We start from the raw sequence: 14,356 nt of genomic DNA, 5'->3' as shown, positions 1-14,356 counted from the left end.
GTTAAGTCGACGGGGGCGAAAGACGCGTATCCAGATGGGCAACAAGAACAAGACGATCTCGTTTCGGGTGAACGAGGACGCCTTCGAGACACTCCGCGAGATCGCCGAGGAGCGCGATATTTCCCTTTCGGCGGTGTTTCGCAACTACGTCGACATGCTGGTTGCCCACGACGGCCAAGTGCAGGTCGTCCCCGAGCACGAGGTCGACGACGAATCCACAGAGAGCGGGTCGAGCTTTCCGCCGAAGGTCGAGGTGCCCAAAAGCTACGTCCGCGAGCACGAGCGCCTCGAACTCGAAGCCGAACATCTCCGCGATCAGCTCGATGAGCACCGGCGGTACGTCACCCAGTTGAGTCAGCGTCTCGAAGAGGAGGAGGGCGGCGAGGACGTGATCCAGCTCGAAGAGCTCGACGACGAGGTCGACAGCGAAGAGCCGTTCAAGTTGGGTTAGAGCAGGTCGCGTTTCCGTTCGCTCACTCGTTGTTCCATCTCGCGGTCGTGTTCGACGCTCGCGAGGTCCTCCATCGCTTCGAGCGTGCGGACCGAGTTGTCGAGAAAGGAAAGCACGTCGCCCGGATAGGCCGTCACGAGGTACTCGTCGCCCATCACGTCGACGATGGCGTCGGGACCGAGCCCCTGGGCACGGAGATCGAGCAGGTAGCGCATGAACTTGCGTTCGGGGTGGCCACAGTAGGGGTTCGACTCGCAGTCACAGTCGAGAAAGTCCTCGGCGAAGTCGAGCACCCGTTCTTGCGTTGCGTCGTCGAGCTTCGAGAGCCCCTCGCCGGAGTAGAGGATATCGAGGGTCGCGCCGCTGAACGCGCTCCGCGGGATCCGGGTTTCGAGCTGAGACCCGATCCGGCGGTGGTTCTTGACGTAGATCTTGTCGGTGATGGCCACGCGTAAGGGGAGCGTACGGGCGAGGCGGCAAAAAGCATCGCGGAACCGTATCGACGACTCGGCGGCCCGAGTCGTAACGTACTTTATTCGCTGGGGGTAACTCTCGCTTGCGTGTCCGGGTTGGGGTAGTGGTCATCCTTCAGCCTTGTGGAGGCTGAGACGCGGGTTCGATTCTCGCACCCGGACCATGACAATTCTCTTTCGCTAATTCGACCAACGCACTCGTACAGTACACCCGCCAAATCCACCGACTCGACGCCGTAGGTTCATCAACGGTGACACAGCAGCTTCGACCATGTCGTTCGAGTGTCCGACGTGCAGATCTGCGTTCGACACCAGATGAGGGCTTGGAGTCCATCACAGTCTCGTTCACGACGAACGACTACCGAACAGAGAGTGTGCGAACTGTAGCGGCGAGTTTTACTGCTCGTATGCGAAGAAGTACTGTTCCGTGGAGTGTCGTTGTGAGGGGGGTATCGTTCGAGGATGAAGCAAATCCGAACTATCGAGGGGAAAAGAGGATGCAGAATGTCGGATCTGTGGAACCGAGTTCGAATATTATTTTTCAACGAAGAAAGGTCTGTACTGTCCGGATTGCGTCGCAGACGAATCGTGGCGGATAACGCCCGATATCAAAGGACTCAGCCATCCATTGTGGGGCGGTGGAAAGATGGAACGAGAGTGTGCGATCTGCGACACGGCTATCGAACGGTATCCGAGCAACTTCACTGGCGACGTGGCTGTATGTAGCGAGGACTGCCGTCGGACGTGGTTATCGGCGGCTTTCACCGGCTCTGATCATCCGAACTGGAAAGGAGGCGGTAACGAATCGTACGGGACTGGCTGGCGAAACGTTCGAAAGCGAGCGCTGAAACGCGATGGACACGCGTGCGTTCGGTGTTCGAAAACGAAACACGAACTCGGTCACAATCCGGACGTCCATCACATCGTGCCCGTTCGATCGTTCGATGAATCGGAAGATCACAAAAAAAGGACACGCACTGTCTCGAAAACGTGGCTTCACTCTGTATCGCGTGTCATCGGACGGCCGATTTCGGGAAGATCTCGAAGGGATCGCTTTGGACATTGATTGCTGAGTGATGTTACGATGTCAAAACATAGGCTCGATTCTCGCATCCGGACTCCATCCCCTTTGCGGCCACTTCCTGACTCGATAGCGGAGAGGAAAACCATCCTGCGAGACGACGGGAGGTGATCTTTCAGAGTTCTGAAAACCACCCGAACGGTGAAACCCAGTTACCCCGCACTACTGTGGCTCTGATGCCTTCAACGGACGCTATATTGATGTCCTTAGAGCGCCTATATGTGTCAGAGGTGCGGCCTTCAGTTCCGCGTGGCATCACCCAAGAGGCCGTACCTCGTCCATTTCGACCTTGAATTCGACAGTTCTCCTTGGGTGGCGGTGACAAACTTGGATACAGGACTGTGTGTCGCAGATCGGTCGATTGAGTCCCTGTTCTGCAACGACCCACGTTCATCTGGCCAGTGGGTGTGATACCAGCGGAGGGGGAGGGTGGACCAACGGGGCGGCGGTTACAAGGTGATGCCACGCAACGGACCGCCCATCGTTGGTCCTATGAGACAATCCATGGTACGTTGTAATAAGTTTTGTGCGTGCTTTATAGGTAGTGTTCAGATACGGCTGAAAAGTGAGGCGCGGTGTGATTTCAGTGCTCTATGCGGAAATCCACCCGCCTCAACGGTTGTTTGGACGAGATCGAGTGAGGTTTTGTGGAGCGAGAAGCAACGCCGCGACTGTTGATGAAGCTCGGAATCCAGTTGCATCTCGCCGGTCTTTCGCTTTCGAACACTGTCTCGATTCTCGACGTATTCGGCGTTAGTCGCGCTCGATCCACGATCAATAACTGGGTTCACGAGGCGGAGTTACAGCCAGAGTCCGGCAAGACGCCGGAGCACGTCGCGGTCGACGAGACCGTGATCCGACTCGACGACGAGCGCTACTGGCTGTACGCCGTGGTTGATCCCGAGTCGAACGAACTGCTGCACACGAAGCTTGAGTCGACCAGAAACACCGCTCTCGCTCATGGCTTCTTCGCCGAACTTCGTGAGAAACACCACGTCGATGACGCCACGTTCCTCGTCGACGGCGCGACACCGCTACACGAAGCCTGCCGCCGCCGACGGCCTCGATTTCCGCTCCGAACGACACGGAAATCGTAACGCCGTCGAACGTGTCTTTCGCGAGGTGAAACGACGTACCGCCTCGTTCTCGAACTGTTTCGGTCACGCCGATCCAGCAACTGCCGACGAGTGGTTGCGATCGTTCGCCGTCGCATGGAACCAGCGTATCTGAACACTACCTTCAGAGCCGGGGCCACATCTACTACGTCGACGAGCGGGTCTACATCACGCCGACTGATGAATGATCGGTAGAATCGAGAGGTAGAACGTGTACTCCGGACGATCTCACTTCTACTCCGGTTGGAAAGGCTCTATAATGGCGTGGTGTCTCCCTGAGATAGAGGGCGATGCTCTCGCCAGCCCTCGGATCAGAGCGCGTCACACGCTCTCCCCTCCTTTCCACGATCATGCTTGAGACAGTGAAAGCGTGCTGGGCCACTCGGATCGCGAACTCGTCGTGGAGTGCCGTCAGTGTGGCTTGAACGTGGATCCTGGTGTAGAGTCGTGTCCAGTGTGTAACTCCACCGAAATCGCCCAGTACGACATCAGTCGGTAAGGGGACAGTCTAAAACAGTGATAGGTTTCAGCGGTCGTGCGAGATACAGGGCGCGTATCTTGCATATAGCCTGCACTCAAAGGCGAAATATGATGTGCAAAATTAGGATGGTGCTCTGATTGACGTACAACCGGTGGTTGCGTCAGAGAGACCTCCAACGGGATTCACGGTCTTGTTTATCCTGCCTGGCCTCTGATCCAGAAGAAACCGTGGGTGTGGGTCGGAGTGTGGTTTTGTATACCAGGGCCAATTGCGTAGACGGATCACAAACCAGTAGCCCTAAAAGGCAATTAAATCTACATTAGCAGAATGGGCTTGGCTGCAGTCACGAAAAAGGAGTTTCAGGACGCTATCCGGTCGTACACGCTCCACGGGCTCATCGTGCTCTTTGTGGCCATGACGGGGTTTTGGGCCACGATTCATTGGATACCAGAAATGGGCGATCCGGTGACTGGCAATCTCGATACAATCGCACTGCTGAATAGTATGCGACAACCAGCGTTATATCTCATTCCGCTGGTGGCACTCGTAGTCGGATATAAAGCAGTTGCCGGCGAGCGCGAACATGGGAGCATTCGGTTGACTCTCGGGCTCCCAAATACGCGGAGGGACGTTTTCCTCGGGAAGGTCATCGGCCAAACTGCTGTGGTTTCAGTTGCGATACTGTTTGGATACAGTACCGCTGCCCTCATCGCGTTACTCACATACGACTCGTTTGCGCTTGATGTCTTTGTGGTATATACACTGCTTTCGATGCTCTATGCGCTGGTCTGTATCTCTATTGCCGTTTCATTTTCAGCAAGTACACGATCGCTACAGCAGGCAATTATCGGTGCAGGCGCGATTTATTTGGTGACTTTGATATTATGGGATTCGGTTTTGACACTACTCATAACAGTATTCGTTAACAATCCATCCCAGCCAGAATCATTCCCTGATTGGTTGATACTGTTTAGCTACATGAACCCATCAACGGCATTTGCTCAGGCGACGAGAGCGGTCATCCCAGCGGCTCGTGAAATTACGGTGTTCCCCTTGTTAGGTGCAACTCTCTGGAATGACTGGTACGGTTTCATTGTTATGGGGTTATGGATACTTGTGCCACTAACCATCGGCCATCTGTTATTCAGTAGAGCAGACATACAATAATCACATTTGATTGGAGTCTATGGGTTTTGCCAGAGAACATTTTCCAATCTAACCCTGGCTGACGTGCTAATAGAGATCTGTTGACAGGTGAATCCGGGTTTTCGGCTACCCTGCCGGCAGCCACTTAGTCGTTGACAGGGGACAGTTCGGTAGGTTTGTGGCAGGAGATAGCGACAGAGGCTAGGTGCGAGAGATACCCTCTATCTCACACGTCGCTCTTGGCAAAAATTCGCCAGCTTGGACAAACGCTGCTGAATAGGCAGCGTGTATCTTGCATCCTAAATTGGCAAATCACACAGTCCAGCTGAAGATCAGCGTTGGTAGCGTCTGGTCGCAGTTGCCGATGGCGTTGAGCGAATATCCTCGTCCACAGTATCACTGCTCATTGCGATCAGATATGGAAGTCGGAGAGTCGGACGGCCGCCTAGCTCGCTTCCCTGGGGGCGATCTGCTCGGTGAGCTCAATGATCAATCCTTCAGGACCGCGGACATAGCAGAGTCGATAAGCGTCCTCGAAATCACGGACCTCACCGACCGTGTCAAAACCGTTGTCTCGCAGTTCATCGACGATCGTGTTGAGGTCATTAATTTCGATAGCGATGTGTCGGAACCCCAGCCGGTTCGCCGGCAAGGGGTGCGCGCCCTCACTGTCGGCCGGCGCATGGTACTTGACGAGTTCGAGTTTGCCGTTGCTGTCCGGCGCTCGCACCATCACCACCTCCGCTCGGACGCCATCAAGTCCGTTGATCTTGTCCACCCACTCGCCCTCGACCAGCGTCCCGCCCTCGCGCTCGAATCCCAGATTGAGGAAGAACGCGGCCACGGCGTCAAGATCATCGACGACAACACCCACGTGATCGAGACGTAGCGTCCCCATATCAGTCGCCCCTTAGAGAGTCCGACTCCAGTGGGGTAACGTAGATCTGCAGCTCCCGGTCATCGACTGAGATGGGTTTCATCGAGTTCATCGACTTCTACATGATCGGGAATAGAGATAGCTGTTGCCCGTGCTGAATACAGCCTCTGTATCTTGCACGGTATTTCTGGCAGCCGTCGGGGAGTATGCACACCCAGGCATGATTTTGATTGCCAACCCCCACAGCAGAAATGCGTGTTACTCGGGATTAGAGAGCTAAGGATGAGTAAACTCTCATGGCGTGAAGCGTCTTGGACTGATATCAGAGATGAGACGCTGTTGAATCACCGACCTTCTCCACCCCGTTCTTACTCCATGCTCCGGGGATTTAACAGGCATTCATACCATCAAAGCCGATAAATCCCGTCCTCGATGTCGGCGATAACTCAACCAGCGGAACGCCTTGCACCGACGAATGTTACATCACTCTTTCTAATTGATTTTTCTGACAACGTAAGAAATCAGAACCGTCCCGCGAACTCGTCGTTGGTCAGGGACCGAGGGTGGTCCGGACGCGCGTCACGCCCGGTCGGAGGTTTGGTTTCGCGCCGGTAGGCATTGTAGACTGGGTACCGTTTGTTGTCGATTGTAACGGCCGAGGTGCCGTGCTCTCCCCCGAACACCGCCCAGTCGGACTCCCAGGTGCCCGTGTCGTCGAAGTTGTACCAACAAACCAGTTCGATGTTCTCGTCCGTCGCGAACGAAACCAGCTGTTCGATCCACTCGGCTTTCCGCGACGGGCGGAAGGCCCCATCGACGAACGACGTGCTGCTCACCTCGGGGAACGCGAGCGGTTTGTCGGCAAGAGCCTTCATCCGGTCGATCATCGACCCGAACCGCTCTTCCGGCGTCTGCCAACGCGAGTACTGGTTGATATCACCGTAATTGAAACCGTTGAGGCCGATCCAGTCGACGTACTCGTCGCCCGGGTAGTATCGCTCGGTCGGGATGTCCCCGGCCTGATCAGCGTTCGGGGTCCAGACCCACTGTATCACGCGTTCGTCCATCCCTTCCTCCTCGAACCGATTGTGGAGGTGACGCCACATCCCGACGTAGTCCCGTGGGGAACCGGTTCGTGTCGTCGGCCCAGCCCCGCCGTCGGACCAGAGCACACCCCACGGATACCAGTCGCCGTTCATCTCCTCGGCGGGGACAAAGTAGAACCGACGGTCGCGGGACCCCGTTGGCTTCGCCCACGATGCCAACTCCCTTGCCCACGCTCTGATGATGTCGTCGTACGTCCCGTCGGTGATCTTGCGCTCAACGTCCGCCGGGGTTCGCTCACGCGGTGAACGATAGGGCTGCCAGACGACCAACGGCACCTGCCCGCGGTTCCAGATTGGCGTCATTCGCGTCCGGACGAACGTTTCGACCCACGCCTCGCCGGCGAGGGCGTCCACAAAGAGCTCCGTGACAGCCGGTTTCCGACCGAGCCACGTGCCGAACGCCTCCGAGTCGAACCCCCGTTCGCCGTTGTAGGTGCCAGTTAGGAACGTTCCGGACCGCCCCGAGGAGTCTGAGGATCCGCCACTGTCGTCCACGTCCCCTGGCGTCCCCTTGTCGGTCCCATCGGTAGGGAGCATCCCCAAGCAACCGGCTACAGCCCCGACTCCCACACCCCCCATCGCGCACAGGAACCGGCGACGCCTGGCTCGGCGAACGCCGCGTCGAGTACTGGTCGACTCGTTGTGGATTCCCATCGTTTCTGCGCTCTTAACCTTGATCAGCATGTGGTAAATGGATACCGGTTCATATCGGGTCACGTTGGACGGTTCCCTCGGTTGGCCGTCCGTCCCAGCCGGAGGAATTTGATCCCCTTCGCAAGGAAATCGTTATGACGAGGCGTGTTGTGTTTGTACTCATGAGACGGGAGACAACGGCGCGCCTGGTCCGACTTCTCGTCCGGTGGGGGGTGATCCCGCACCCGTACGGAAGGAACTACGCAAAGTGTACGATCGGTCCGCTCGGAAGGTGCCGAGAGATCGATGGGTCGGTGAGCGATTGGGAATCATTCCGAGACGGCATCCCGGAGGAGGATTCGCGGACGGACGACTCGTCGGATCCCTGAACAGATTTCTGTCCTAGCACTGTCTAGTTGAACGATTTCGAACGCATTAGTGTAGCTCTCTGAGGAATCACCCCGAACACAGACGGGGATTCTCAATCAAGTAGCTGATCGTCTCTCTGGCTCACTATCCATCGAAGCAGTTCTTAGCTATCTTCTGACACCAGTTCAACTATCAAATATCCGAAATCGGCTGATACGCCTCAACTAGACCGTGCCTCTGTCCTACACACCTCACCTGTTTCGGCGGCTCTCAGCGTATATTTCCACCAGCGAATCGACGTGGGTTTCGAGGGTGTGTTCGCGCGCCCACGCGAGCGCGGCCTCGCGCATGGCAGCGGGGTCGTTGTCGAGGACTCGTTCGATGGCATTGACGAGTGCGTCGGCCCGACCCGGGTCGCACAACGCACCCGTCTCGCCGGAAACGACCAGCTCCGGGATCCCCCCGACGTCGGTGCCGACGACCGGAAGCCCCGTGGCGTAGGATTCGTAGATGGCGAGCGGCGAGTTCTCCGCCCAGACAGAGGGCACTACGCCGACGGTCGCGTTCCGCCGGAGTGATCGGAGTTCGGCCTCGGTGACGAATCCGTGGTAGGTGAGGTTCGCGCTCGATTCGGCGCGGCATTCGACTGCGGACTGGAGTGGCCCCGTGCCACAGAGATCAAACTGAACGTCGGAGAGGTCAGCCGCCGCCGCGAAAAGTGTATTGAGCCCTTTTTCGGGAGTAAGGCGGCCGACGTAGAGCACGCTCGGGTCGTCGGGTGGCGGTGAGGTGGATTCGGCTATCCGTTCGACGCCGTGCTGGAGGCACCGACAGCGAACGCCTTCGAAGAAGCCGTGTTCGCGGTGGGCGTCGATAACGAACTGGCTCGGGCCCACGACGGTATCCGGCGTCCCCAAAAGCGCTCGCTGGATGCGTGAATAGCCCTTGGTCACGAGCGGGTGGTTTCCACCCGTTCGGTCGAGGCCGCCAGGAACGCTCCCGATCCGAACGGTGCTTCCTGGACTGATGAGGTTGTAGTTGTGCAGAGTGTGGACGTATGCCGCGTCGTTCCGGGCGGCCGCGCGGGACGACAGCGTCGAGATACCTTCGAGTTCGTTGACGTGGACGACGTCGGGGTTCGTCCGGTCGAGGAGCCGCTCGACCATCGCCACTGAGTGGGGATTGACCGCGTCGAGCGCCCGCCAGACCGCTTGGCGCGGCAACGAGTAGCCCTCGTAGGAGGTCTTGTACGCGACGTTTATCGGGCTGAACCGCCAGACATCGATCCCCTCGTAGCTCGTCCGATGGGGAGTGAGGCTCGCCGGCCCGTCGTAGGGTTCCGTCGCAATGACGAACAGCTCGTGCCCCTTACGCTTGAGGCGCTTTGCGACCTCCAAAACGTAGTTCTCGGCTCCGCCGGCCGCTTGCGGGAGGAACACGCCCGATATGAAACAGATCTTCATCGTCGTCCCTCGCCGTTCATCGATCCGGTTGCAGGTGGCCCCAGCCTATCAGTGTTCGTGCTCCCGGCTCCGGCCGATTCCCTGGTCCTCGGTGCGATCACCGACCCGTTCGGATTCCAGAGCAGCCCGCCCTGGCCGTTCGCGTAGATTTTGTCGGTCGTGCCGACGGTCCGGTTGAGCCATCCCGCGGCGATGTTGAGCTCGCCGACGGAGACATCGTTGCTGGCCAGATACGAGAGCCGGTGGCCGACGAAACGGTCCCGATAGAGAAAGAGCCCTTCGCCGGTCTCGATACCTGATGTCGTCACGCTCGCTGACTCGCGGGCGTCGACGCCGAAGCCCTGCATCGCCATGCTGCCGACGGCGAACGTGTATACAGTGGTGTTGTGTCGTTTCAGGAACGCTGCCGTGGCTTCGAGGTCACGATACTCGTCCGTCGAGAACTCCTTCTGTGGGGACGGCGTCGGGTAGAGTTCGTAGAGGTTCGGCCCGTCATTGAGCGCGTAGAGGTCGTCTCCAGCGTTGTAGTTCAGCGGGGCCGTCGTACCGAGCACGGCCACGATGACGACCGCGACGGCAAGGGTCGTTCGTCCGGTTCCGGTCGCGCGCGCCAACCGGACGAGACCGATCCCGATAGCGACGGCGAAGAACACGGCAATCGGGAGCTGAGCCCGGTCTATCCCCGGCAGGGCGAGCGGCGTCCGGAACATCACGACCGACCCGACGACCCCGACGGCGAACAGCGGGAGGGCCGGCCAGTACCCTCTCCGGTGGTCGACGACGGCCGCGAGGCCGAGCGCGAACACCGCCACAAGAGCGATCTGATAGATCCCGTCAGTGCTGAGGAGCCCCCAGAGAGCGGTCTCGGGGGTCAGCGCGGGAAGCTCCATCCCGAGGGCGTAGGTTGGCGTCGGGGCCCCGCTGTCGGAGGCGAACAAGCTCAGACGGAGGATGCTCCGGACCGAATAAGCGAGTTCGGCGAGGAACGTCGAGCGGTACGACCAGTAGGCGAATGCCCCGAACGCCGTGACGGTGACCAGGTAGGTTCGGGGGCGTGAGAGGGTCTGCCGGTCGTTGGGATGGCGGTCGTCGATCCGCCGGAGTGCGCCCGTCACCAAGAACAGGATGCCGACGATCGGGACGAAGAACACGATCGTGAGGTGGTGGGTGAACACGAGCGCCGCCATTACTGCGACCCCAACGATGCTGTAGCGGAACTGGGCCGATTGCACCTGATTCGCCCGATAGGCGATATAGAGCGCGAACGTCGCTATTGCGACGGCGAACGTCTCCGGGAAGAAGTACGTCGCGTAGTAGAGGAAGGGCTCGACCATGACGAGGCCGACCGCGGTGAACGCAGCGAGTCGGTCGTCCCGCGTCGTCACCCGAATGGTCTCGAATACACAGACGATGACCAGCCCGTAGACCACGATCCCGGCCAACATGATCGCGTCGTAGGCCGAGATCCCCCCAAGGACGTCGAGCGAGCCAACGACAAGATGGAAGCCGGGGAAGAATCGATAGCGGGGGATGCCGGCGACCGACCCGGTTCGAATCAACGTCTCGACGTAGGTCGTATGGAACAGCGTGTCGCCGCCCGCGTAGTAGAACCCGTTCGTGAGGTACTTGCTGATGGTCGCGCTCCCGTAGAGCGCGAGCGCCTGCGCGAGAATGGCTCGCGAGTCGACCTCGGCGGCCAGCTGCAGTCCAAGGAAGCCGAAACCGATTGGAAAGGCGATCAGCAGCCCGATCGACCGGTCGCCGGTCACGACCGAGATTCCGACCGCACAAACCGCGGCGAGCCAGACTGTTCGGGGGCCGTATCGGCGGGCGTAGCCCTCCCACACCGCCGAAGCTGTCTCGGCCGACGACTGCGAGTAAAGCCAGGCCGCGAGCGCCAGTCCGACGACGGTGTACGCACCCTTGATCGCCGTAACGACGCCGACGACGGCCGTCGCCACCACTACCGCGAGCGCCGCACCGACGAGCAACGCCACGAGCATCGGCGCGCCGGACCGTCCGTCGGCGAAGTGATCGCTCATTTCGACCACCCCAGTGTCCGCCATCGCCACACGTATCGGGGCCCGGTGGTGGGAAACAGCCGCATCATCACCGTAAAATGTGCTCCAGCCGACTTCTTTCTATTGGTTAGTCTCGTGGTGTGTTCGAGCCGGGTCGACGCGGCCATCGACGAATGTCCGAGTCAAGCGGTCTTCGGAACGACCGGTGTCCGGTGATGTTTAATCCTACTTCCGCGGTTTGATCTGAACATGTAGCACGATTTCTCTAGGGATGATACAGTCTGACGATTTGAGAACAAGATGGGACGACGTTATCGAATGGACATAGTTCACGATGAAGGCAACGTAGGAACCCACCTACTGCTGAAACATCACAGACGTTGTGGAAGAACCCCCTCTGTACCACACGAAAACGCTCTCAAATCATCGATTTGCTAAACCGCGGAAGTAGGATTAAGTCAGCGGGGTTCGTTCCGAAGCAGTGTGTCTCGAATCGAGGATCCGGACCGATGAGTGAGAGCGACCTCGGTCGCGTCACGGACGTCTTTGAGCAGTTCGTCCGTGACCTTGGCCTGTACGCGGTCGCGCGGGTCGTTCCGGCGATCCTCAGCGTGGTCACGCTGGTGGTCTTCACTCGTGCGTTCCCCCCGAGCGCGTACGGCCGATATGCACTTACCCTCTCGATCGCCACCATCCTCGGGACGGTCTGTTATGGCTGGATCGATCAGGCGATCGTCCGATTCGAGCCCCACATCGAACCCTCGTTGCTGATCGGTAACGTCTCGTGGCTCATCGTTTCGATTGGGGTCGGACTCGGCATCCTATCGGTGCTCGTTCGTGTGATCGTAGCGCCCGTTCTCGGTCCGTTCGAACCGTTCGTGTTCGCCGGCGCTGCGGTCGCCATCACACAGGGGACCTATTACGTCCTTAGAGCGCTCCTTCGAGTCCGCCTCCAGTCGCGGTCGGTCCTGAGATACGAGCTCATCCAGTCGGTCGGTGGTGTGGCGTTTGCGCTCGTACTCGTGTTCGTGGTCCTGAACGATATCGTGGGATGGCTCTGGGGCACTGCGATCGCTTCCGGGGCTACAGCGTTGGTACTGGCGGTCCAGCTCGGATTTCGCACCGACTCGATCAATATCGATGCCGCGTTCGCAAACCGAATGGCGCGCTACGGTTTTCCGCTCATCGGCTGGCTCGTCGGGTTGACGGCGCTCAATTTCGCAGACCAGATCCTCATCCAACTCCTCCGCGGGAGCGAGGCGACCGGGATCTACGCCTCGAACTACTCCGTGGTGCTCTACGGATTAGGACTGGTTTTCACCCCGTTTGTTACGGCCGCCGAACCGATCTTGATGAACCTCTGGAACGACGACAACGACGCCGAGCTAGCGGCAGTTATCACGGATATCACCCGCTATCTCCTCCTCGTGGGCGTACCCGGTGTGATCGGTCTCTCGGCACTCAACCGGGTCGTGAGCGGGCTCTTGCTCGATACCTCGTATCTCGCAGGGTCGATCATCATCCCGTTCGTCGCCGCGGGGCTCCTCTGCTGGAACGCCGCCGTTATCGGGCAGAAAGCCATCGAGATCGAGGAACGAACCATCGTCCTGTTCGTCGGCGTTGCGATGACGGTTGTGGTCAACGTCATCACTAACGTCCCGCTAATCATGCGATTTGGCTACGTCGGCGCGGCCATCGCGACGTTCGTGAGCTTCCTGCTGTATGCCGTGTTCATCTACGTGGTCTCCCGGCGATTCATCCCGTGGCGGCTTCCGTGGCACAGCCTCCGCAACACCGCCGTCGCCTCGCTTGCACTCCTGGTTCCCTACGCAGCAGTGTTCGGTCTCGGATGGGGATCAACTCTTCCGCTGGTCGTCGCCAGCGTGGTCGGGAGCGCTGGCTATCTCGGAGCCATCTATCTCCTCGGCGAACTCCAAGAGACCGAGCTCCGGAAACTCAAGGGAATGCTCGGGTCCTGACTCATCGAAGCTGGTCGAGGACGGCGTGCTGGAACCGACGGCCGAGTTCGTGGCCGGACCGGCCGAACAGCGAAGCGGCGAGTTCCGCGATGTGCTGGGCCCGGTCCGTCGGCGCGTAGTACGCGACACGGGCGAACGCCAGGATCGCTCGGGGCGACCAGCGACGCTCGCGGAGGTAGAGGAGTGCCTTCAGCCGGTTCGCTTCGGCCAACGCGTGGCGACGCACGTCCCGGTCGGCCTCGTCGTAGAGCGGTTCGTATCGGTCGAGGAGCTTCCACCGCGATTCGAGTGCCGTCCACGACAGGCCGAGGTGTTCACCGCCCTCACCGACGAACACCAGTGGCTCCCTGATGGCGACGAACTCCGTGATGCGTGCCAGCTCGACACGCAACCAGATATCACCCGACCCTTCAAACGTGTCCTGTAGAGGTCCGACAACGTCGAGCGCCGACCGCTCGACCAACAGCGTCGAATATCGCCAGATATCGTTCCAGAACCCCAGAGCCTGCTCCAGCACGGTCCCCGAAACCTCCGGCGGCGGAAGATGGACCTCGCCCGAGTCGTACTGTATCCCACAGAACGCCACCGACGCGTTCGGCCGTTCACGCAATGCAGCCACCTGTTTCGGGAGCTTTTCCGGGTCGATCCGGTCGTCGTCGTCCAGAAACTGGACATACTCCCCGGTTGCGACGTCGAGCCCGACGTTTCTGGCCGCTTGTGCCCCTCGATTCTCCGCCAGCTGGATGTACACCACGTCCTCGAATTCGTCGACGTCATCGGCGGCGTGACCCTCCCCGGAGTCGTCGACAACGATAATCTCGACCGGATCGTATCGTTGTTCGTGGACGCTGCGGATGGTTTCGGCGAGCTGCTCGTTTCGGAAGTACGTGGGAATTATTATGCTTATGATCTCGTCGTTCATGTGTTGCAGTCCCGAGATATGTCGTGTGTTGGTCGCAAACGCACTGCATTGGTTATATATCTTCCCTAATAAAAAGTGGTGCTTAGTGGTTCGTTCGGGAGGATCGCTGTGCAATCACCATCGACTGTTCGTTGGTATCAAAGTCGTCTTGCCGGGGAAAGCTCAGTACCTCACAATGCTCTCAAACTAACTCCTTCTGAGACGTGAACTCGGAGGAGATGGTGATGTCGAGCAGTTGC

The 14,356-nt window shown here is 59.0% G+C and carries 9 protein-coding genes, 1 tRNA gene and 1 pseudogene; 5 read left to right on the top strand and 6 right to left on the bottom strand.

Annotated features, from left to right (window positions below; all coding sequences use genetic code 11):
• Nucleotides 1-34 precede the first annotated feature (34 nt).
• The gene (locus tag PHA81_RS16605) at nt 35-451 is read left to right on the top strand and encodes a hypothetical protein (RefSeq protein ID WP_005042880.1); all 417 of its coding nucleotides are present in this window, start codon (nt 35-37) and stop codon (nt 449-451) included.
• On the opposite strand, the gene PHA81_RS16600 is transcribed toward PHA81_RS16605, so the two are convergent.
• On the bottom strand, nt 448-900 hold the full coding sequence (locus PHA81_RS16600) for a DUF5814 domain-containing protein (protein WP_005042883.1): 453 nt from the start codon (nt 898-900) through the stop codon (nt 448-450). The genes PHA81_RS16605 and PHA81_RS16600 overlap by 4 nt on opposite strands.
• Before the next feature lie 114 nt (nt 901-1,014).
• Here PHA81_RS16600 and PHA81_RS16595 point away from each other — a divergent pair.
• The 3 genes and pseudogenes from PHA81_RS16595 (at nt 1,015) to PHA81_RS16585 (ending at nt 4,768) form a co-directional block, all read left to right on the top strand.
• Nucleotides 1,015-1,086 (top strand) — tRNA-His (locus tag PHA81_RS16595).
• Nucleotides 1,087-2,652: 1,566 nt separating this feature from the next.
• Nucleotides 2,653-3,235 (top strand): annotated as a pseudogene (locus PHA81_RS16590) (IS6 family transposase).
• 693 nt (nt 3,236-3,928) lie between these two features.
• A complete protein-coding gene (locus PHA81_RS16585) occupies nt 3,929-4,768 on the top strand; it encodes an ABC transporter permease subunit (protein WP_005042887.1) in 840 nt (279 codons plus the stop codon).
• Between the two features lie 424 nt (nt 4,769-5,192).
• On the opposite strand, the gene PHA81_RS16580 is transcribed toward PHA81_RS16585, so the two are convergent.
• From PHA81_RS16580 to PHA81_RS16565, 4 genes are all read right to left on the bottom strand, one after another.
• On the bottom strand, nt 5,193-5,645 hold the full coding sequence (locus tag PHA81_RS16580) for a VOC family protein (RefSeq protein WP_005042890.1): 453 nt from the start codon (nt 5,643-5,645) through the stop codon (nt 5,193-5,195).
• 500 nt (nt 5,646-6,145) lie between these two features.
• Nucleotides 6,146-7,267 carry a glycosyl hydrolase gene (locus PHA81_RS16575; protein WP_005042893.1) on the bottom strand — a complete coding sequence of 374 codons (1,122 nt, stop codon included), beginning with the start codon at nt 7,265-7,267 and terminating at the stop codon, nt 6,146-6,148.
• A gap of 716 nt (nt 7,268-7,983) precedes the next feature.
• Nucleotides 7,984-9,195, bottom strand: coding sequence for a glycosyltransferase (locus tag PHA81_RS16570; protein WP_005042897.1), 1,212 nt, complete (start codon nt 9,193-9,195; stop codon nt 7,984-7,986).
• On the bottom strand, nt 9,192-11,261 hold the full coding sequence (locus PHA81_RS16565; protein WP_005042900.1) for a hypothetical protein: 2,070 nt from the start codon (nt 11,259-11,261) through the stop codon (nt 9,192-9,194). Before PHA81_RS16565 ends, PHA81_RS16570 begins: the two co-directional genes overlap by 4 nt.
• 464 nt (nt 11,262-11,725) lie before the next feature.
• Between PHA81_RS16565 and PHA81_RS16560 the strand changes: the two genes are divergently transcribed.
• Nucleotides 11,726-13,195, top strand: coding sequence for an oligosaccharide flippase family protein (locus PHA81_RS16560; RefSeq protein ID WP_005042902.1), 1,470 nt, complete (start codon nt 11,726-11,728; stop codon nt 13,193-13,195).
• A 1-nt stretch (nt 13,196) separates the two neighbouring features.
• On the opposite strand, the gene PHA81_RS16555 is transcribed toward PHA81_RS16560, so the two are convergent.
• On the bottom strand, nt 13,197-14,117 hold the full coding sequence (locus tag PHA81_RS16555; RefSeq protein WP_005042904.1) for a glycosyltransferase family 2 protein: 921 nt from the start codon (nt 14,115-14,117) through the stop codon (nt 13,197-13,199).
• Between the last annotated feature and the right edge of the window lie 239 nt (nt 14,118-14,356).

The organism is Halococcus sp. PRR34 (assembly GCF_028617175.1).
GTDB classification, from domain to species: domain Archaea; phylum Halobacteriota; class Halobacteria; order Halobacteriales; family Halococcaceae; genus Halococcus; species Halococcus salifodinae.
Note: the sequence above shows the minus strand (reverse complement) of the source record. Positions and strands in the feature narration are given on the sequence as shown.